Here is a 20,368-nt window from a genome sequence, read left to right as displayed (position 1 = left end):
TTATTTAATTATTTATCTAAAACATTTAAAATGATAGAGTTATTTATCAGAAGGAAAATATTGTCTTTAATCATCTCGGTTATGATAGTCCTTCTGGGATTGCTGGCGTTGTTTCAGCTTCCCATTACCCAATTCCCAGACATTGTACCGCCGTCTGTAACCGTTACAGCAAAATATACAGGAGCAAACGCAGAAGTTTCGGCCAATGCCGTTGCTCTTCCGTTAGAAAGAGCCATAAACGGAGTTCCCGGAATGACGTATATGTCAACCGTAACTTCCAACGACGGTTTAACTTTAATTCAGGTTTTCTTCGAAGTAGGAACCGATCCAGATCTGGCTGCCGTAAACGTGCAAAACCGTGTAACGACAATACTTGACGAACTTCCAGAAGAGGTAATTCGTGCGGGAGTTACAACCGAAAAAGAGGTAAACAGTATGCTGATGTACTTGAACATTACAAGTACCGACAAAACTCAGGATGAGCAGTTTATCTTCAACTTTACCGATATTAATATTCTTCAAGAATTAAAACGTATTGATGGTGTCGGACGTGCCGAAATCATGGGGCAGAAAGAATATTCGATGCGTGTTTGGCTGGATCCAGAAAAGATGCTTTCGTACAATATTTCGGCAAATGAAGTAATTAATTCGCTTCAAAAACAAAACATTTCTGCGGCGCCCGGTAAAGTTGGTGAAGGTTCAGGACAAATGAACAATCAGCTGCAATACGTGATTAAATACGGAGGAAAATTCTTCGAGCCAAAGCAATACGAAGAAATTCCGTTAAGAGCCAATCCAGACGGAACGATTTTAAGATTGAAAGACATTTCGAAAATCGAATTTGGTGCCATGAGTTACGGAATGGTTTCTAAAACTGACGGAAAACCTTCTGCATCGATCATGCTAAAACAGCGTCCGGGTTCGAACGCTTCTGAAGTTATTGCGAGCGTAAAAGAAAAAATGGCAGAACTGAAAGTATCATCTTTTCCTCCTGGAATGGAATTCAACATTGCTTATGACGTTTCGCGTTTCCTTGATGCTTCGATTCACGAAGTATTGAGAACGTTGGTCGAAGCCTTTATTTTGGTGGCATTTGTAGTTTTCCTTTTCCTTCAAGATTGGAGATCGACTTTGATTCCGGTTTTAGCAGTTCCAGTCGCGCTTATCGGTTCGTTTACCTTTATGTCGATGATGGGATTCTCGATCAACCTATTGACGCTTTTCGCATTAGTGCTTTCTATCGGAATTGTGGTCGATAACGCGATTGTCGTCGTCGAAGCTGTTCACGTAAAAATTTCCGAAGAACATATGTCGCCAATGGACGCTACAATCAGTGCCATGAAAGAAATTACAGGTGCCGTTATTGCAATTACCATTGTTATGGCTGCGGTATTTATTCCGGTTGCTTTCTTGAGCGGTCCTGTGGGGGTTTTCTACCGACAATTCTCATTAACAATGGCCATTAGTATTGTAATTTCGGGTATTAACGCCCTTACGCTTACCCCTGCCCTTTGTGCCATTATGCTAAAACCGCACGATCCAAACAAAGAGAAGAAATCATTATTGGACAGATTCTTCAGCAGATTCAACCATTGGTTTGACAATATTACTTCAAAATACATCAAAGTATTGGTAAAATTTGCTGATCGCAACACTGTAACCGTTGGTTTATTAGTGCTGTTTTGCGTTTTGACTTGGGGAACCACAAAATTCTTAGCCTCAGGATTTATTCCAACTGAAGATCAGGGAATGGTTTACGTAAGTGTTACAACTCCGCAAGGAGCAACCGTAGAGCGTACCGAAAAAGCTTTGGACGAAGTAACCAAAATTGCACAAGGCATAAAAGGTGTAGACAACGTAACAACACTTGCGGGTTATAGCATTGTAACTGAAATCGCTGGAGCTTCTTACGGTATGGGGATGATCAACTTAAAAGATTGGAGCGAACGTGATATTTCGGTAACCGAATTTATGGCCGAACTCACAGAAAAGACTAAGAACATTGCCGATGCTCAAATCGAAATCTTTGCACCGCCAACCGTTCCGGGTTTTGGAAATACGAGTGGTTTCGAACTTCGTTTGCTGGATAAATCCGGAGGAAGCATTACCAATACCGATAAAGTAACCAAAGAATTCATCAAAGAACTGAATGCTTCTCCAGAAATTCAGAACTCTTTTTCGAGCTTTGATGCTACTTTCCCGCAGTATCTAATTCATATTGATTATGATCTGGCGGCCAAAAAAGGAATTTCAGTAGACAATGCCATGAGTACTTTACAGACTATGCTGGGTTCTTTTTATGCTACCAATTTTATCCGTTTTTCTCAAATGTATAAAGTAATGGTACAAGCAAGTCCGCAATTTCGTCAAAACCCAGAAAGCATTCTGGATATGTATTTGAAGAATGAAGCAGGAGAAATGGTTCCGTTCTCCACATTCATTAAATTAGAAAGAGTTTACGGACCAGAAGTTTTAACGCGTTACAATATGTATATGTCGGCTATGATTAACGGCGAACCAGCAGAAGGATACAGTTCTGGAGATGCTATCGCCGCTGTAGAAAGAATTGCCGCAGAAAAACTGCCAAGCCGCTTTGAAGTAGAATGGTCGGGTATGACGCGTGAAGAGATTTTGTCTGGTAACCAAACGATATACATTTTTGCGCTTTGTATACTTTTTGTATACTTATTGCTTGCCGCTCAATACGAAAGTTTATTGCTTCCGTTCCCAGTATTGTTAAGCCTTCCGGTTGGAGTTTTCGGTTCTTACCTGGCACTTGTAATGGTCGGACTCGACAATAACATTTATGCCCAAGTGGCGCTCGTTATGCTGATTGGTCTTCTCGCCAAAAACGCCATCTTGATCGTAGAATTTGCCATGGCACAGAATAAACTCGGACGTGATATTGTCGAAGCAGCGATTGAAGGAGCAAGACTTCGTTTCCGACCAATTCTTATGACCTCATTTGCTTTTATTTCAGGATTAATTCCGTTGTGTATTGCTTCTGGAGCTGGTGCAATTGGAAACCGCTCTATCGGAACAGCTGCTGCGGGAGGAATGTTAATCGGAACCGTGTTTGGTCTTTTAATTATTCCTGGACTTTACATCCTGTTTGCAAAATTGGAAAAACGAATGAGTAAATCTTAATGTATAATTTTTAAACACATAGAATCATAGGATTTGGAAGGCGTAGAAAGGCGTTTCACTTTCTTTAAATCACATAGCAGTAAATCTCAAAACTCAAAGTCAGAAACTTTGCAATATCTTGAATACTGTATGAGAAGTAAAAGATATGTCTATGTGTTAGAAACTAGTTTCTTTCAACTCCCTTTGTTAAAGAAAAGAACCTATGTTTCTATGTGTTAAAAAACAGATTGAACAAATAAAATTAAACAATGAAAGAAATATTAAATCAATATAAAAATACTGATGTAATAAGGACAACCAAAAGTGCCGTTGTAATAACCGGAATTTTACTTTTGACCGCTTGTTCTGCGCCAAAAGTCAGTACAAAACTAGACGCTGCAAAGCTTCCTGAGAATTTTGATACGGAAAGAAAAGAAGCTGCTGCCGAAACTTTTATTCCATTAAAAACAGAAACTTTTTTTAAAGACCCAAAATTAGAGGAATTATTAAAGAAAGCCATTGCCAAAAATCCTGATTATTTAATCATGCAGGAAAGAATCCTCATTGCCAATTCGCACTTAAAAGTGGCAAAACTGGCACTTCTTCCCTCTTTAGATTTTGTAGCAGATGCTTCTGGAACACATTACGGAAAATATACAATGGAGGGTGTTGGTAACTATGACACTAACTTTTCTCAGAATATTACAGACAAACAAAAAATCAACGAAAATGTTACTCCTAACTTTTTTCTGGGGGCGAAAGTCTCTTGGGAAGCTGACATCTGGGGAAAATTGAGCAATCGTAAAAAAGCTGCCCAACAGCGATTTTTTGCTTCTCAGCAAGGAATGCGCCTCTTGCAGACGCGTCTCTTGGGCGATATTGCCGACCTGTATTTCAAATTGGTTGCTTTAGACAAACAAGCGGCTATTTACGACAAAAACTTGAAAACGCAGGAAAAAGCGCTAGATATCGTTTCGGCACAAAGATCGGTCGGAAAGGCTACAGAATTGGCTGTACAGCAGTTTAATGCGCAAAACAATAACATTCATGCCGAAGCTTCAGAACTGAAATTAAGCATCGATCAGACCGAAAAAGCTTTATTGACGCTTTTAGGCGAATATGGCGGAAAAATTGACAGAAGCACTGATTTTCTAGCGGGCCATTTAGAAGTTTTAAACCAAAAAATAAGCGTAGATTCTATCATTCATAAACGACCAGACGTATCTGAAGCTTATTTCGAATTGCTTGCCAGCAACGCAGATGCTAAATCGGCTCGAGCTGCCTTTTTCCCAACGGTGAATCTGGGCGGATATGCAGGTTTCAACTCGTTTTCATTCAACACTCTTTTTGATGCAGGCTCTTTCGCTTGGCAGTTATTGGGCGGATTGACGGCTCCTGTTTTCAACAAAGGACAGATCAAACAGGAATTTTATGTTTCCAACAGAAGGCAGGAAATCTCGTTTCTTCAATATCAGAATGCTGTCACAACAGCTTTCAACGAGTTAAGCGCTTTGCTGCATAGAAATGAAGCTTATGAAGACGTTTTAAAATATAAATTGAACGAAATTGATCATCTCGAAATTGCGGTAAACGTCTCAAACGATTTGTATTTGAGCGGTTACGCCAATTATCTCGAAATCATCAATGCACAAAAAAATAAATTGCAGGCCGAATTGGATTTTGTTGATATCCAGCTTCGAAACGCAAACTCTCAAGTATTGCTGTACAAAGCTTTAGGCGGAGGAATAAATTAGTTTATATGTTGGTCAAAAATTGCTTCTGTTTATAATAGCTCATCGCAGAGGCTGTTTTATATCCCATTTCAATTTGAAATGGGATTTTTTTATTAAAACATGACCCATAGGACTAAATTATTTTTAACACATAGATAAAAGCCATATATTTTACCGCAAAGTCCGCAAAAGATTTTACGCAAAGTGCGCAAAGTTTTTTTGGAATCATTACAATGAAAAAGTTCGTAAAGCTATGTCTGCACAAAGCTTTGCAAACTTAAAATATTGATTGGTATTAGTCTCAGAATAAAAATGTCTTTGCGGACTTTGCGTTAATTTTATGCCCTTCAACAGGAAAGCTAATGTTTTTTATCGAAATTTTTCGGTTACACTTAACATCTATTATCTTTATTCCAAAAAACAAAAAATGGATATTTCCAACATTCTTGATCGCATACACCAACTTCCTGAGCAGTCTAAAATTGCTTTGCAAAACAACGTTACAGAAATAGCTTTTGCTAAAGGACATATTTTGCTAAAGGCCAACAAAGTAGAATCGAATATCTATTTTATAAAAAAAGGATTGGTTAGAGCCTATGTAGAACGCGATAACGAAGTCACTTTTTGGTTTGGAAAAGAAGGCGAAACCATAATCTCAATGAAAAGTTACGTTGAAGATCAGCCCGGATATGAAACCATCGAACTTTTGGAAGATTGCGAATTGTACGAACTCAAAACAGAAAACCTTAGAAAACTCTTTAATCAAGACGTTCACATTGCCAATTGGGGAAGAAAATTTGCTGAAAAGGAATTAATAAAAACAGAAGAACGTTTGATTTCTAAACAATTCAAAAATGCTTCTGAACGCTATTTGGAACTAATGAAAGACCATCCTGAACTCCTGCAAAGAGTTCAATTAGGACATATCGCTTCTTATTTGGGGATTACACAGGTCAGTTTAAGCAGAATACGTTCAGAATTAAAATAACAATTAGAGAAAAATTATTTTAACAGATAGAAACAATCGCTTTTAGAAACTTTAAAAAGGCGTTTCATTAATTTCAATACACATCGCTAGTTGCTAAAGCTTCCTTTTTTTGTAATTTTAAAAATAACTTCATTTTTTATCATTTGTTAAATTATTTCTGATTTTGATCGCGGAACTTTGCATCACAAAATTTTAACTATATGAACTGGATTATCTTAATCATTGCAGGCCTATTTGAAGTAGCTTTTGCCTCATGTCTCGGAAAAGCAAAAGCAACTACAGGAACCGAAATGTACTATTGGTATATTGGTTTCTTCATATCATTAACGATAAGTATGCTTTTATTAATGAAAGCTACAGAAACATTACCGCTAGGAACTGCTTATGCTGTTTGGACAGGAATTGGCGCAGTCGGAACGGTATTGGTCGGAATCTTTATTTTTAAAGAACCTGCAGCGTTCTGGAGATTATTTTTTCTAGCCACTTTGGTTGGTTCTATTGTTGGTTTAAAAGCGGTTTCCCACTAAAAACATATCATCCTAATTGGAGACAACTTTGTCAAAGTTTCAAGCTTTGACAAAGTTTTTTTGTTTTTTAACACATAGAAACATAGGTTTTTCTTTGTCTAAAAAGGTAATGGAAAGAAACTAGTTTCTAACACATAGAATGTTCACGCAATCTTGTCATTCCGAGGAACGAGACCCGAGCGATAGCGAACAGGCGAAGCAAATCTCCACAAGAAACTCTACAAAGATTGGCAACACATTCTGAGCGGAGCTACTTGCGGAGATTCCTCGTTCCTCGGAATGACAAACTGTTCGTAAAGCTTAAAAATAAAGCCTTTAGTTTTTTGTCTTTTCATCTTGGAATTTGGGATTTAAAGTTTGGAATTTAAAAAAACTAATGCATTTCCAGCATCACATGATAAAAAAATAGCATTTTTAATCATTATTCTCTCGTTTATCTTTGTCAAAAATTAAAGCCAAAAATAAAAAATGACATTCAGCCATTCCATTAAATCTTTTGACGAATTAACCAATCACGAAATGTACAATATGCTTCGATTAAGAAGCGATGTGTTTGTGGTCGAACAAAACTGCCCTTATCTCGATTTGGACAATAAAGATCAGAAAGGTTTTCATTTATTGTATTATGCCGATGGCGAATTGGCTGGCATAACACGCTTGCTTCCTAAAGGGGTATCGTACGATGAAGTTTCGATAGGAAGAGTGGTAATTGCAAGATCTCATCGCGGATTAGGTCTAGGAGTAAAACTAATGGAGGCTTCGATTGCGGGATGCGAAGAAAAATTTGGAAAAGGTCCAATCAGAATCAGTGCGCAATATCATTTGTCCAAATTCTACCAATCGTTAGGATTTGCAGAGCAGGGAGAAGTTTATGATGAAGACGGAATTCCGCATATCGGAATGCTAAGAGCTTAACGGCTTACGGAATAATCAGTTTCAAAACATTGGCCAGCACAGGGTTATGATCTTCGGTTCTCCAGTTGACATATAAATCGGTTTCTAAAGGCAATTTGATAAATCGGATTCCTGGAATTTCATGAAAAACATACGAATCTGGCAAAATGGCGATTCCGAGTCCTTTACGAACCAAAGCGATAATGGCAGAACCAAATTCAGAATAAAGATACACTTCGGGAGCATTCTCGAAAGAGTTGAATAACCTTCGGATAAGATCGCTGTAACTGCTTCCTTCATCATTGGTTGGCAAGATAAATTTTTGAGAAGCAAGCGTTTCCTTGGTTAAATCGGCAGGTGTCTGATAAGGATGATCTTCTGGAACGACAATCGCCAAATAATCGGTTTGGATTTTTTGAGACTGAATATCTTTATCGGTATTAATGTCTCTGGTAAATGCCAAATCTATTTTGTAATTGCGGAGAAAATCCTGCTGATTCTCGTATAAAACCTGAACCAGTTTGATTTTAAGCTTTGGAAAAGCATCTGAAATACGGGACAAAATTTCGGGCATAATAGAAGCCGAAATAGAATCGGGATGAGAAATGGTAATGGTGCCGCTCTCCCCTAACTGAATCTGGCGGGCAGATTGATGAATAAATTCAAGTTTACTCAATTCTACCTCCCATTTTTCTTTTAAGAATTGGCCTGCCGCAGTCAGTTTGACATTGCGTTTGTTTCGCTCAAACAACTGAACGCCAAGCTGATTCTCAAGAGACTGAATCTGACGGCTGAGCGCTGATTGTGTAATATTCATTTTTCCGGCAGTATTCCAGAAATGAAGTTCGCGCGCCAAAGCCAAAAAATATTTAATCTGCTGTAAATCCATTGATGCAATTTACGCATTTATCAAAAACAAAAAATAGCTTTTAACGCATTAAAGAAATAAAAAATGAATGCTCTAAAAATAACCAAAGCCACGATAGACGACGTTTTAACGCTTCAAACCATCGGCAGACAAACTTTTTCTGAAACTTTTGCCGATGTCAACAGCGAAGAAAACATGAAAAAATATCTGGACGAAAGCTTCGCTACAGCAAAACTAAGTGCCGAATTAAACAATCCATCATCATATTTCTATCTAGCTCTTTTAGACGAAAAAATCGTGGGCTACCTAAAATTGAATACAGCTGATGCCCAAACCGAAAAAGAAGATTTAAATGCCTTAGAAATTGAACGCATTTATGTGGCAAAAGAATTTCACGGCAAAAAAGTCGCACAGGCCTTATATGCTCAGGCAGAAGAAATCGCTGGCACGCTAAAGGCAGCGTATATGTGGCTTGGCGTTTGGGAGAAAAATTTCAGAGCCGTGAGTTTCTACACTAAAAATGGTTTTGTGCAATTTGACACGCATATTTTTAGGTTAGGCGACGACGAACAAACCGATTTAATGATGAAAAAAGTATTGATTTAAATACATTTGAAATGGAAAGAAGACAGCTTTTATTGTTTTTATTAATTCTTGGAACCGCTTTTTGGGGAATATCGTACTCTGTAACCAAAATGGCAATTGGCGAGTATTCTCTAAATATATTTTTATTCTACCGCTTCCTGCTGGCTGTTGCTGTATTGAGTGTCATATTTTGGAAATATGTGAAAGACATCAATCGAGTAGCCATCAAAACAGGCTTTTTGCTTGCTGTGCCAATGTTTTTAGGCATTCAGCTGCAGACTGTTGGGCTTAAATATACAGATGCTTCGCAATGCTCCTTTATCGCAGGATTAACGGTTATTATTATTCCGCTCTTAAAACTGGCCGTTTACAAAACCAATCCTTCGCTAAAAATCTGGATTGCGGCTTTTACTGCTTTAGCCGGTCTCTTTATTATTGCGATTCAGGATAAGTTTACCATAAACTTTGGAGATTTATTTACCATCGCCGGAGCCTTCGCCTTTGCGGTTTATTTAATTGCTGTTGAGAAACATTCAGCTACCAAAAACCTCTTGTACTCCATTGTTCCAATGTTTGCGTTCTGTGCGCTTTTTACTTTTTTAATAGCGTTAACAGACAGTTCGTCAGAATGGTTTCCGCAAAACAATACGTTCTGGATGGGCGTAGTTTATTGCGCTTTGTTTTCTACGGCTTTTATGTACACGGTTTCAAATGTCTCTCAGCGCTATTTATCGGCAGAACGCGTGGCGGTAATTTATCTGTTTGAACCTGTTTTTGGGGCGATTGGCGCTTTCTTTATTTTGGGCGAAAACTTAACTTGGCGCTTGCTTCTAGGCGGAGCTTTGATTTTTTCAGCGACTATTATTTCAGAAGTGAATTTTAAAAGCAACAGATTAAAACTGCTGAATCTGCGTGAAAAAAACTAAGACATTTTTTAATTCAATAAGCATAAACCTTGTCAAAGTTTGAAACTTTGACAAAGTTCCAGCCAATATTGCGTAAATAACCGAGAAAATATCATTCCTCAATCAAACTGATTTCAAAAGTCGTTTTTCCGTTTTCGCTTTTTTGCGAAATATAACCGCCGTGCGCTTCAACAATATTTTTAGATAAAGTCAGGCCGATTCCCGCGCCTTCGGGTCTGGTGGTGAAAAACGGAAGAAATATTTTGTCTTCAATTTCTTTTTCTACTCCTTTTCCGCTGTCAGAAACCTTTATAAAAATGCGATTGTTTTTGGCTTCTGCCAAAATCGAAATTTGTTTCAAACCGCTATTTTCCAAAGCATTGATTGAGTTTGTCAAGAGATTAATCAGCACCTGTTCGATCTGTTGCGAATCTACATTTATTAGATAGTTTTGCGTGACCGCATTCAACATTTCGATATTATTTTTCTTCAAAAGCGGATTCATAATTTGAATGCAGTTTTCAACCACCTGCTGCAATGACACTTTTTCTTTTTTAGGAGAAGGCAGCATGGCCAGTTTTCGATACCCCTCGACAAACTTCTGCAAATGGTCGCTTCGTTTCAGCATCGTTTGCACGCTTTGTTTCATATCTTCCAAATCTTCTGTCGAAAGCGACTCTTGCTCCACTAAATCTTCCAAATTCTGGCAGATCGAACGAATTGGCGTTATAGAATTTAATAATTCATGCGAAATCACTTTCATCAAATTGATCCACGCATCTTTTTCTTTTTTCTCCACTACATTCTGAATCGAGTCGAGTAAAACAATAAAATAATCCTGCCCAAAAATTTCGGTGCGAGAAGCCTGCAAAACAAAAGTCTGCTTGCTCTGTTCGTTTATGCTCAGTTCTATAGAGGTTTTTATTTCGTTAAAATCATCTTCTTCGATAATTTCGCACAAAGACGGCAGCTGATTTTTCAAGTATTTCCATTTCGAAACTTTCGGAACATTAAAATGGCCAGAAAAATAATCGTTCATTAAAAAAATGTTCCAATCGGCTTCTTGCTTTTGCAAAATAATAACACCCGATTCTATATTATTTAAGATCGAACGGTAAATAATATCTCTCGTAACTTGCTCATTTTGCTTATTTTTTAATGTCTCGTACAAAGTGAACAATTCATTATACGTACTATTGAATTTATGCTTAGAAAAATCGGAACTAAAGTCATCCTGCAATATTGAAGAAATGGTTTTGTTGTAGATTAGAACCAGATTGCGTACATAAAAATACATTTCGCGAGACAGCAGAAAAACTATGCAGAGACCAAAAATTCCTGTAAAAAGCAAACCAATTCTAAAGAAATATAGCGACAATTCGATTCCGATCACGATAAAAATCAACCGCAAAAAAAGAAGTTTATAAGTCTGTAAAGCGTTCCACATTTTTAACCGATATTGATATTAAATTTCTCCAAACGTCTGTAGAGCGCGCCTCGCGACAAGCCCAATTCTTCGGCAGTTTTACTGATATTATTGTTATTTTTAAGAAGTGCTTTTTCAACAGCGGCCTTTTCGACCGAAGAAAGCTGAATATCATCTGAGTTTTCTTCGTATGGCGTTATTGTTTCTAAATCCAAATCAGAAACGGTGATCGAATTGTTTTCGCAAAGAATAACCGCTCGTTCAATTTTATTTTCCATCTCGCGGATGTTTCCATTCCAAGCGTGTTTTTCAATCTGCTCCAAGACTTTTTTATCAAAAGCAATTTCGTCACGGCCATATTTTTCAATCATTTTATCCAAAAGATATTCGGCAAGCGGAATTTTATCTTCGTGGCGTTCTCTCAGCGGAGGCAAAACAATTTCCATCGTATTGATGCGATAATACAAGTCTTCGCGGAAATTTTTATCGGCTACTTCTAGTTTTAAGTTCAAATTTGTTGCTGTAATAATTCTTACGTTCAAAGGCCTTGCTTTCGTTTCTCCTAATCTTGTTACAGTTTTCGTCTGAATCACTTGAAGCAATTTTGATTGCAAATGAAGCGGCACATTTCCTATTTCATCCAAAAAGATAGTCCCGTTCTGCGCCATTTCAAAACGTCCTGCCGTATCCGTTTTAGCATCGGTAAAAGCGCCTTTGGCATAGCCAAACAATTCACTTTCAAAAATATTCGAATTTAAAGAACCCAAATCTACCGCTATAAACGGCTGATTTTTTCTTTCAGACTGCGTATGAATATGATGCGCCATAACAAATTTTCCTGTTCCGTTTTCGCCTAAAATCAAAACATTGGCGTCGGTTTTTGCCACTTTGTCTGCTAATGCATAGGCTTTTTTTATAATTTCAGAACTACCGACAAAGAATTCTTCTTTTATCTCAACATCTTTGTTTTTCCTCTGTTCTTTACGGGCTTTATCTACAGCTTGTTTTACCGATTCTAAGAGCTTTTTATTTTCCCAAGGTTTTAGAATATAGTCAAAAGCTCCCGATTTTAAACCTTCAACAGCCGTTTCCACTTTTCCGAATGCGGTCATTAGTATTACCACCGTTTTTGGCGAAAGCGTTTTGATTTCCTTCAGCAAATAGAGCCCTTCTCTCCCATCTTCAAAACCTAATCTGTAATTCATGTCTAAAAGGACTACATCAATCGCATTTTTAGACAATAATTCGACAATATTTTTCGGATTATTGAGTGTATAAATGTTCTCGAAATACTTTTTCAGGTAGACTTTTGATGCAAAAAGAATATCTTCTTGGTCGTCGATGATTAAAATAGATGCGTTGGTCTTTTTCATTATTGTTCAGTTTTGGACGAAAGGTGTCCATTAATGGACAGTTAAGATTTTTATCGAAAAATAATCCCTTAAAAACAAGGCGTTTACAATGTTTAATTTATTGGCACGAAAATCACATTAGAACTTGTAAATCATTAATTATTAACCTCTTTCGGAAATACAAATAACAAAATAAATAGCGATAAATTAAAAATAATTTATCTTAATTTTCAGACTTGTTTCTGTCATTTCCGAAGGGGCTAAAAATTTTAAAAGAAAATCAATCAAAATTAAAACAGTCAAATTATGATTACCATTACAAAACTTTCAAAAGTATTTAGAACTGAGGAATTAGAAACCAAAGCATTAAGCGAAATTTCGCTGACCATCAATCAAGGCGATTTTGTATCGATTATGGGACCTTCGGGAAGTGGAAAATCGACTTTATTGAACATCGTCGGGCTTTTGGACAGTGCTTCAAGCGGAAGCTACAAGCTTCTAGATCAGGAAATGGTTGGCTTAAAAGAAAAGCAAAAGTCGCAGGTTAGAAAAGAAAACATCGGGTTCATCTTTCAGAATTTCAACTTGATTGACGAATTGTCTGTTTTTGATAATATCGAACTGCCTTTAATTTACAGCAATGTTCCTTCTGCAGAAAGAAAATCTCGCGTAAACGAAATGGCAAAAATATTAGGAATCGACCATCGGCTGAAACATTTCCCGCAGCAGCTTTCGGGCGGACAGCAGCAGCGCGTGGCGGTAGCAAGAGCTTTAATCAATAATCCAAAAATTATTCTGGCCGATGAGCCGACAGGAAATCTGGACAGCAGAAACGGAAACGAAGTGATGGAATTACTGACTGATCTTCATGCCAGCGGATCGACAATCTTAATGGTAACGCACTCCGATTATGACGCTTCTTTTTCTCAGAGAACCATTTTGATGAAAGATGGCGCAATTCTTTCTGAAAAAGCAAATCATAGAAATGTGGATGTTTTGGTAAATTCTAACAACTAAGGTCATGCTTAAGAACTGGACAAACATATTTGTTTATCATATTAAGAATAACAAATTCTTTACTGTGCTCAATATATTGGGCTTGAGTATTGGAATTGCGGGTTTGATTTTTGCAATCCTATACTGGAACGACGAACATTCGTATGACCAATGGAATCCTGAAAAGGATAAGATTTATAGCGTAATGAATGATTTTGGCGGAGGCAATATTTGGACAACAAACTCCCCGATTCCTGGCCGAATGCTAAAAGAAACTACTTCCTATTTGGATCAATACTGTTATTTTAGACCATTTTATACCAAAGAAACGATTCAGTATAACGGAAAAATCGAATTGGTTGACAAAATCTTTTCGGCTCAGACTACTTTCTTTTCTTTTTTTCCTTTTGAATTTATTCAAGGTAATGCTAAAACTGCTTTGAGCGATCGCAACAGCATGGTACTTTCTAAAGAAACCGCTTTGCGCATTTTTAAGAATGAAAACCCAATGGGCAAACAGGTAAAATATGCCGATCGAATTTTTGTTGTTCGCGGTGTTTACAAAATGCCTGAAAAATCATCGGTAATGCCGGCTGTTATAACTCCCGTGGTTGAAGAAGAATTGGAAAAAAATAAAGACAACTGGGGCTTTAGCTACGGATTAATGCTTAAGCTGAAAAGACAAAGCGATACGACAGCAGTTATCCAAAATTTGGATAAAATTTTTCTTGAAGACAACTATAAAAAGCAGGCAAAAGCTGAAGGTTTATCTATTGAACAGTTTATAAAACAATACGGAGATCCTATAAAATCTAGACTCCTGCCATTTACAAGAGCGAGACTTTATCAGGGAAATTATGCTTTTCCTGAACAGAATGCCAATTTGCAGTTTCTAAAAATCGTAATGGGGCTATCGATCCTAATTTTAATTCTTTCGATTGTAAATTACATTAATATGGCTACTGCAAATGCTGTAAAACGTGCTAAAGAAGTTGGAGTCCGAAAAATAGTTGGCGCTACAAAATCGCAGATTGTTGCGCAGTTTGTTTTTGAAACCACGCTCATTACCTTGTTTTCGGTTTTACTGGCAATGGTAATAGTAGAACTTTCGCTTCCGTTTTATAATGCTTTTCTAAACAAAAATCTATCCCTGATAGGAACTCAATTCTATTTGCAGCTAATCTTGATTTTCTTTTTTGTTATTATTGTTTCTGGCGTTTTCCCAGCAGTTTATATTTCCAATTTTGAAACTTTAAAAGTTCTAAAAGGCAATTTTTCGAGAAGCAAAAATGGTGTCTGGATTCGTAACGGAATGCTTGTTTTACAGTTTTCTATTGCCACTCTTTTTATTATCGGGTCGTTTATTGTTTACAAACAGGTAAACTTTATGATGGCAAAAGATTTAGGTTTTAATGGTGCTCAGGTCATGGATATTTCGTTTAAGCCGCAAAAAGGCAAAAACCAATATGAAAGATATAAACTTATTAAACAAGAACTGCTGAAAATTAAAGGTGTTGAAGCCGTTTCTGCCGGAATGTTTTCTATAGGAAGCAATGAGAACTCATGGCAAGGACTTCATTACAAATCGAACAAAGAAGTTGTGACACAGCAAATGCCTGTTGATTTTGGCGAATTAAAGCTTTTAGGCATCAAAATATACAAAGGAAGAGACTTGAATCCTGAATTGGCTACAGACAGCATTTCGAGCGCTTTACTGAATGAAACCGCCGCAAAAACGCTGCAGGTAAAAGATCCTGTAAATCAAGACATCACTTTTGGCGGACAGAAATTTAAAGTTGTCGGTGTTGTCAAAAATTTCCATTATATCGGTTTAGAATATAATGTTGCTCCAATGATTTTCTTCCATATCAAGGCTTTTGATTGGATGACAAATGATATGCGAAATGTTTCTGTCAAAATATCTCCTGAGGGAATGCCTGAAACGATCGCGGCAATTGATAAATTCTGGAAATCTAAAGTCGATCAGGAATATCCGTTTGAGTATGATTTTGTAGATAAAAACTTTGCAAGAACCTATAAAAAATATCAAGATCAGAGAAATTTGTTTGCACTATTGAATGTTGTGGTAATATTAATTGCCATCTTCGGATTATTTGCTTTGGCTTCTTTTTCTATGGAAAGAAGATTAAGAGAAATTGCCATCAGAAAAACGCTTGGCGCAGAAACCAATACTTTGCTGAAAGAATTATCCAAACAGTATGTAGTTTTCTGCGTAATTGGTTTCTTCATCGGAATTGTTCCTGCTTTTCTATTAATGCAAAAATGGCTCGAGAACTTTGCTTCTCGAATTGATATTCCGTTCCTGCCTTTTCTCGCAGCTTTTGTTTCGCTGCTATTTTTAACGCTGACCATTGTTTTGGCAAAAGCGTATCAGGTAACAAAAGTCGATGTGCTGAAATATTTAAAATATGAGTAATTAGTTTTGAGTTTTTTCCAAAAAGCTGTGCAAGTCTGAGCCCTTGCGCAGCTTTTTATATTCTGGCTAAGTGTTATACAAAAAAAATGCCCCAAGAAGTTAGCTTTCCTGAGACATTTCGGGGTTTGAACAATTTTATTATTCAAAGCTGGTTTCTTTATAAAAAATCCTAGTTCATCAAATGGGCTGGTATTGGAGGTAAAGAGAAATCTTCGAAATCTACCCCAGCAAGGTTTAGGCTTTTAAAAAAAGTTTTTGCCTTATCTTTTGCGTGCTTATCTTTTCCTGCAAAAAATATTTCATTTCCTGTATGTCTTTGATTTAAGAGCGAAAGCACACTCGGATTCACAATATTAAGCACCTTTATTATATGAGCTTCTGGCAAAAGCGAAGCAATTATTTCGCACGATGCTTTTGAATTTGGCCTCAGGCATTCTAAACTGAAAATAGGATTGCTCGCATGGATCAATATTTTTTCGTTCATATTGGGCAAATCGGTTAAAAATAGTTCGACATCTTCGCGAGGAATAAATAAAAGCAGTATGTCAGCGGCTACAGCTTCGTTTCTGCTTACCAATTTCACATTCTCCCCCATTTTCTGAGCCAGATCTTTAAACTGCCGATTCTCGCGGGTAGAACTTAACAGTACCTGATGTCCAGCCTTTATTGAACGATTCATAAAATCCATTGTAAAACTACATAACCCAATTACTCCTATCCTCATACATTTTGAACGTTGACATTAATCTTTTGAGACAAATATAGCCTTACAAAGTATCAGAGGACACATTTTTGCTGTGCCAATAAATCTACAACGTTGTAGATTTAAAACTACAAAGAGCAATTTCTGCTATATGTTTTTTAAGTTTGCATGGTATAAAACTAGTTGAATGTTCAAAATAAGGGCCTCACTTTATCTTCGTTGTTTTTTGCTGCTGCTTATGACAACCAAAATGGTCTGCCAAGAAAACTACAGAGCCAGATGGTACACTGCGGACAATAACGAACTGCAACAGAATAGCGTAAAAGCAATCGTTCAGGACAAACATCATTTTATATGGATGACAACAGAAAATGGGATTGTCCGTTATGACGGAAATAATTTTCTTGCTTTTAATTCCTCCAACACCTCTTTAGAACACACCCGTTTCACCGATATTTTTGGAAACATCGAAAAAGACAGTCTTACAAGTTTTAATGAAAGCAAAAAAGAGCTTGTCTTAATCAAAAACACCAAAGTTCATATACTCAAAAAAAATGCTCCTACTTATAATCTAATCCGAAACGGCAGACGTTATTTTTTCCATGATGGGCTTCCTTCAAACAATACGGTTGATAAACACGAACCTTATTATATTAAACTCACCAACGGAAATATCTTTTTTATAGATAATGAAACTGTAGAATTGTACGATTCTAAAATAAAAATCATTTCTAAAACCGCATTCCAAAATGATAATATTTTCAACTTTTTTACGATAAACAATACTCTTTTCTATCTCACCGATACTGGCAATTATTATTGTTTCTCTAAAAATGGCAAGACTTCTGGAAAACTAAATGCGCTATTGTTAAAAGGCAATCACAAATTATATTGGAATATTACAACAGGACAGGTCTTTCTTTCCGTAAAAAATAAAATATATCAGTTAAAAAATCAGAATAGCCAATTAACAGCGCAGCTAATCGTAGAGTATAAGGATTTTGAAACAAGCAATATCATTGCCGTTTATTTCGATTCAGAAAATCAAAAACTGTATTTAGGGAGCGGCACCAACGGTTTGTGCATTATTTCTTTTCCTGCTTTTAAATCGATCACAAACAACAGCGGGAGAGCTGAAGTGTACTATGCTGCGCAAGCTCTCAACGACAGCACTGTTATCACTTCTGAAGGGTTAATCATTAACAGCAAAAAAGTTATAGACAGTATTTCATTTCCTAAAAGTGTTTTTCTGGATGAGCGTCTGAATATCGCGCTCGATGATGAAAAAAACATCTGGATCAGCCGATCGATGAATGTATTTTGCTACTTAAAAAAATCGGGATACAAAAAACATCTCACCTATCGCTTTAATCAAAATCCGAAAACAATATTCAAGGATAATAGCAATACCATCTGGGTTGCTGTGGGTATTGATGAATTTCATAAACCCAAACTGTATGCTATAAAAAAAGGAGCTGTAAAGCTAGAGGCTATTTTCAGGCATAACATTAATTACATAGCCCAACAAGGCAGCACTCTTTATTTGGGAGGAAATGATGGATTGTTTGAATATAATTTAAAGTCAAAAAAAATACATTTTGCCACGGGTACCGAAAAATTAAGCATTAGGAGCATTTTTATCGATAGCAATCAGAAAATGTGGCTCACGACATACGAGAAGGGATTTTACTTGTATTCTGACCATGTTTTACATTCTTTTCCAACAGACGAAGAGTACGCGCTAAATACCGCACATTGCATCATAGAGGATCAAAATCATTTTTTCTGGATCTCAACCAATAAAGGTCTCTTTCAGGTTTCAAGAAAAGCGCTGCTTAACTATTGCAGAAATAAAAAAACGGTTATCTACTACCACCAATACAACAAAGTCGATGGCTTTTTGACTAGCGAATTTAATGGCGGATGCCAGCCTTGCGGAAATTTGCTGAAAAATAATGAGATTGTTTTTCCTTCTATGAATGGTATGGTGTTTTTTAATCCATATAAAGTGTCTCCTCTGCTGCCAGGCAAAGAACTTTTTATAGATAAGGTTCTTTTGGATCAGAAAACACTTTTGCCGAAAGACACCATTTTTTTAGAGAATAATTTTCAAAGGGTCAGTTTTCTTGTTTCTTATCCTTATTATGGCAATCCTAAAAATCTGACAATTGAAGCCAAAATGGACAAAATTGGCAGTGATCGCTGGGAAAGGCTAAAGGCGGATAAATCGATATCTTTTACCACACTACCTCCAGGAACTTATACCCTAACTTTTAGAAGCTTGTCTGGTTTTGCTGCCAATTATGCCTACAAAAAAGTAATTCTGGTTGTGCCGGCAAAATTTTACCAGACCATTTGGTTCACCGTTCTATGCTGGATTCTCGCCATTGGTTTTGTAATTGCCATCTGGTACATTAGGCTGTATTACTTGAAAATGAAAAGCATAAAACTGGAAGAGGTAATTGCGAAAAAAACCAAAAAATTGGCTTCTACCGTTAAAAAATTGGAGAAAACCGAAAATAACTTGAAACAGGAAATTAAACAGCACGAAATGCTGGTTAAAAGTGTTAGCCATGACATCAAAAGTCCTTTAAAGTTCTTGTCTTCTTCTATAAAACATCTTTTTGAGAATAGCATTATTCAAGACGATCCAAAGCTCAAACAGCAATTGGGAACTTTGCAAACCTCAACTTCTCAATTGTATGAATATGTCGAAAATCTTATCAAATATTCGTCTATTTTTATTGAAGGCAAAAAACTAGAAGAAGAAAGTTATTCTTTATACCAATTAATCGAGGAAAGAATTCAGATTTTTGAAAAGATTGCCGAAGCAGAAAATAATGCCATTATCAACAATGTAGACAGAGATTTCTGCGTTAGAACAAACAAAAAAGCGCTCTCAATCATTATTCACAACTTAATTGATAATGCCATTAAAAATACTAGAAACGGAAGAATCGAACTGTTGTCTGCTGCTGAAAAAAATATGCTTACCTTGAAAATTGTAGATAATGGGAAAGGCATGAGCAAAGAGCTTATTGACTATTACCATAATTTTTATAAAAATCCGATTTCAAAAAATTACCACCTCGGACTTCATATGATTATTGAACTTCTTATTCTTATTGAAGGAAACATCAACATTATAAGCGACATCGATAAAGGAACAACAATCGAGATAATGGTTGAATACAATTAGCTTTGAAAAGTTTTGTACAAATTAATGAGCTCCACTAGATTATTGACTTTTAATTTTTCAAAAACCCTTGCTTTATAAGTGCTCACAGTCGACACATGAATATTCAGAATATTTGAAATTTCTAAATTGCCGTTTCCCTGCACCAGCAAATCTGTAATCTGAAGTTCTCTTTTTGATAGCCCTTCCAACGGATTTGTTTTTCTTTTATTGGACTGATTGCCTACTAATTTACTGACCAATTCTGGAGAAACATAAGTTCCCGATTCCAAAATTGAAGTAATGGCAAACATGATTTTTTCTTCACTGCACAATTTGTCTACATAGCCATTGGCGCCGCAGGACAGATATTTTATAGCATACTGTTCTTCTTCATGCGCTGAGAAAACCAATATTTTTACATCGGGCTGAATGGCTCGTATTTCGGTAATCATATCGGTATTTTTTCCGCCCGGAATATTGATGTCCAAAATAACCAAATCAAAAGGAAGGTTTTTCAAAAGCGTTACTGCTTCAAAGAAATTTTCGGCATTCGAAATGGCAACATCTTCAAATTGCCTTTCCAAGATCATTGCCACTCCATTTCTCACAACCAAATGATCATCAACTATTAAAATTTTCTTTGTCATTTT

The 20,368-nt window shown here is 36.6% G+C and carries 15 protein-coding genes; 10 read left to right on the top strand and 5 right to left on the bottom strand.

Going from position 1 to position 20,368, the window contains the following annotated elements:
- Nucleotides 1-30: 30 nt before the first annotated feature.
- The 5 genes from N4T20_RS14215 to N4T20_RS14195 all read left to right on the top strand — a co-directional run bounded on the left by N4T20_RS14215 (nucleotide 31) and on the right by N4T20_RS14195 (nucleotide 7,289).
- A complete protein-coding gene (locus N4T20_RS14215) occupies nucleotides 31-3,147 on the top strand; it encodes an efflux RND transporter permease subunit (protein ID WP_260669793.1) in 3,117 nt (1,038 codons plus the stop codon).
- Between the two features lie 248 nt (nucleotides 3,148-3,395).
- The gene (locus N4T20_RS14210; protein ID WP_260669792.1) at nucleotides 3,396-4,880 is read left to right on the top strand and encodes a TolC family protein; all 1,485 of its coding nucleotides are present in this window, start codon (nucleotides 3,396-3,398) and stop codon (nucleotides 4,878-4,880) included.
- 406 nt (nucleotides 4,881-5,286) lie between these two features.
- Nucleotides 5,287-5,847, top strand: coding sequence for a Crp/Fnr family transcriptional regulator (locus N4T20_RS14205; RefSeq protein ID WP_260669791.1), 561 nt, complete (start codon nucleotides 5,287-5,289; stop codon nucleotides 5,845-5,847).
- 200 nt (nucleotides 5,848-6,047) lie between these two features.
- Nucleotides 6,048-6,374: a DMT family transporter gene (locus tag N4T20_RS14200; protein ID WP_111376437.1), complete on the top strand. Its 327-nt coding sequence runs from the start codon at nucleotides 6,048-6,050 to the stop codon at nucleotides 6,372-6,374.
- A 468-nt stretch (nucleotides 6,375-6,842) separates the two neighbouring features.
- The gene (locus tag N4T20_RS14195; protein ID WP_260669790.1) at nucleotides 6,843-7,289 is read left to right on the top strand and encodes a GNAT family N-acetyltransferase; all 447 of its coding nucleotides are present in this window, start codon (nucleotides 6,843-6,845) and stop codon (nucleotides 7,287-7,289) included.
- Between the two features lie 4 nt (nucleotides 7,290-7,293).
- On the opposite strand, the gene N4T20_RS14190 is transcribed toward N4T20_RS14195, so the two are convergent.
- Nucleotides 7,294-8,157, bottom strand: a complete 864-nt coding sequence (locus N4T20_RS14190) for a LysR family transcriptional regulator (protein ID WP_260669789.1) — start codon at nucleotides 8,155-8,157, stop codon at nucleotides 7,294-7,296.
- A 63-nt stretch (nucleotides 8,158-8,220) separates the two neighbouring features.
- Here N4T20_RS14190 and N4T20_RS14185 point away from each other — a divergent pair, with 63 nt between their 5' ends.
- Together N4T20_RS14185 and N4T20_RS14180 are read left to right on the top strand one after the other, a co-directional pair.
- On the top strand, nucleotides 8,221-8,742 hold the full coding sequence (locus tag N4T20_RS14185; protein WP_260669788.1) for a GNAT family N-acetyltransferase: 522 nt from the start codon (nucleotides 8,221-8,223) through the stop codon (nucleotides 8,740-8,742).
- 11 nt (nucleotides 8,743-8,753) lie between these two features.
- Entirely contained in the window at nucleotides 8,754-9,647 is an 894-nt protein-coding gene (locus N4T20_RS14180; RefSeq protein ID WP_260669787.1) for a DMT family transporter, read from the top strand.
- A 91-nt stretch (nucleotides 9,648-9,738) separates the two neighbouring features.
- Here the strand turns inward: N4T20_RS14180 and N4T20_RS14175 are convergent, their stop codons facing one another.
- On the bottom strand, nucleotides 9,739-11,073 hold the full coding sequence (locus N4T20_RS14175) for a sensor histidine kinase (RefSeq protein ID WP_260669786.1): 1,335 nt from the start codon (nucleotides 11,071-11,073) through the stop codon (nucleotides 9,739-9,741).
- A 2-nt stretch (nucleotides 11,074-11,075) separates the two neighbouring features.
- The gene (locus N4T20_RS14170; protein WP_260669785.1) at nucleotides 11,076-12,425 is read right to left on the bottom strand and encodes a sigma-54-dependent transcriptional regulator; all 1,350 of its coding nucleotides are present in this window, start codon (nucleotides 12,423-12,425) and stop codon (nucleotides 11,076-11,078) included.
- Nucleotides 12,426-12,710: 285 nt separating this feature from the next.
- Here N4T20_RS14170 and N4T20_RS14165 point away from each other — a divergent pair, with 285 nt between their 5' ends.
- Both N4T20_RS14165 and N4T20_RS14160 read left to right on the top strand, forming a co-directional pair.
- Nucleotides 12,711-13,421: an ABC transporter ATP-binding protein gene (locus tag N4T20_RS14165; protein WP_260669784.1), complete on the top strand. Its 711-nt coding sequence runs from the start codon at nucleotides 12,711-12,713 to the stop codon at nucleotides 13,419-13,421.
- A gap of 4 nt (nucleotides 13,422-13,425) precedes the next feature.
- Nucleotides 13,426-15,837 (top strand): ABC transporter permease, encoded by a 2,412-nt coding sequence (locus N4T20_RS14160; RefSeq protein ID WP_260669783.1) that lies wholly within the window; start codon nucleotides 13,426-13,428, stop codon nucleotides 15,835-15,837.
- Nucleotides 15,838-16,006: 169 nt separating this feature from the next.
- Here N4T20_RS14160 and N4T20_RS14155 read toward each other — a convergent pair whose 3' ends face one another.
- Nucleotides 16,007-16,561, bottom strand: coding sequence for an NAD(P)-binding domain-containing protein (locus tag N4T20_RS14155; RefSeq protein WP_260669782.1), 555 nt, complete (start codon nucleotides 16,559-16,561; stop codon nucleotides 16,007-16,009).
- Between the two features lie 217 nt (nucleotides 16,562-16,778).
- Here N4T20_RS14155 and N4T20_RS14150 point away from each other — a divergent pair, with 217 nt between their 5' ends.
- Complete coding sequence (locus tag N4T20_RS14150; protein WP_260669781.1) at nucleotides 16,779-19,739, top strand: sensor histidine kinase; 2,961 nt, start codon at nucleotides 16,779-16,781, stop codon at nucleotides 19,737-19,739.
- On the opposite strand, the gene N4T20_RS14145 is transcribed toward N4T20_RS14150, so the two are convergent.
- Nucleotides 19,736-20,365, bottom strand: coding sequence for a response regulator (locus N4T20_RS14145; RefSeq protein ID WP_260669780.1), 630 nt, complete (start codon nucleotides 20,363-20,365; stop codon nucleotides 19,736-19,738). The genes N4T20_RS14150 and N4T20_RS14145 overlap by 4 nt on opposite strands.
- Nucleotides 20,366-20,368: the final 3 nt, after the last annotated feature.

The organism is Flavobacterium sp. TR2 (assembly GCF_025252405.1).
Lineage (GTDB): Bacteria > Bacteroidota > Bacteroidia > Flavobacteriales > Flavobacteriaceae > Flavobacterium.
This window is presented reverse-complemented; position numbering and strand designations above follow the sequence as displayed.

Excerpts from the sequence above, each read along its gene's own strand:
- N4T20_RS14215 (WP_260669793.1), top strand. The coding sequence starts at position 31 with ATGATAGAGTTATTTATCAGAAGGAAAATATTGTCTTTAATCATCTCG.
- N4T20_RS14210 (WP_260669792.1), top strand. The coding sequence starts at position 3,396 with ATGAAAGAAATATTAAATCAATATAAAAATACTGATGTAATAAGGACA.
- N4T20_RS14205 (WP_260669791.1), top strand. The coding sequence starts at position 5,287 with ATGGATATTTCCAACATTCTTGATCGCATACACCAACTTCCTGAGCAG.
- N4T20_RS14200 (WP_111376437.1), top strand. The coding sequence starts at position 6,048 with ATGAACTGGATTATCTTAATCATTGCAGGCCTATTTGAAGTAGCTTTT.
- N4T20_RS14195 (WP_260669790.1), top strand. The coding sequence starts at position 6,843 with ATGACATTCAGCCATTCCATTAAATCTTTTGACGAATTAACCAATCAC.
- N4T20_RS14190 (WP_260669789.1), bottom strand. The coding sequence starts at position 8,157 with ATGGATTTACAGCAGATTAAATATTTTTTGGCTTTGGCGCGCGAACTT.
- N4T20_RS14185 (WP_260669788.1), top strand. The coding sequence starts at position 8,221 with ATGAATGCTCTAAAAATAACCAAAGCCACGATAGACGACGTTTTAACG.
- N4T20_RS14180 (WP_260669787.1), top strand. The coding sequence starts at position 8,754 with ATGGAAAGAAGACAGCTTTTATTGTTTTTATTAATTCTTGGAACCGCT.
- N4T20_RS14175 (WP_260669786.1), bottom strand. The coding sequence starts at position 11,073 with ATGTGGAACGCTTTACAGACTTATAAACTTCTTTTTTTGCGGTTGATT.
- N4T20_RS14170 (WP_260669785.1), bottom strand. The coding sequence starts at position 12,425 with ATGAAAAAGACCAACGCATCTATTTTAATCATCGACGACCAAGAAGAT.
- N4T20_RS14165 (WP_260669784.1), top strand. The coding sequence starts at position 12,711 with ATGATTACCATTACAAAACTTTCAAAAGTATTTAGAACTGAGGAATTA.
- N4T20_RS14160 (WP_260669783.1), top strand. The coding sequence starts at position 13,426 with ATGCTTAAGAACTGGACAAACATATTTGTTTATCATATTAAGAATAAC.
- N4T20_RS14155 (WP_260669782.1), bottom strand. The coding sequence starts at position 16,561 with ATGAGGATAGGAGTAATTGGGTTATGTAGTTTTACAATGGATTTTATG.
- N4T20_RS14150 (WP_260669781.1), top strand. The coding sequence starts at position 16,779 with ATGACAACCAAAATGGTCTGCCAAGAAAACTACAGAGCCAGATGGTAC.
- N4T20_RS14145 (WP_260669780.1), bottom strand. The coding sequence starts at position 20,365 with ATGACAAAGAAAATTTTAATAGTTGATGATCATTTGGTTGTGAGAAAT.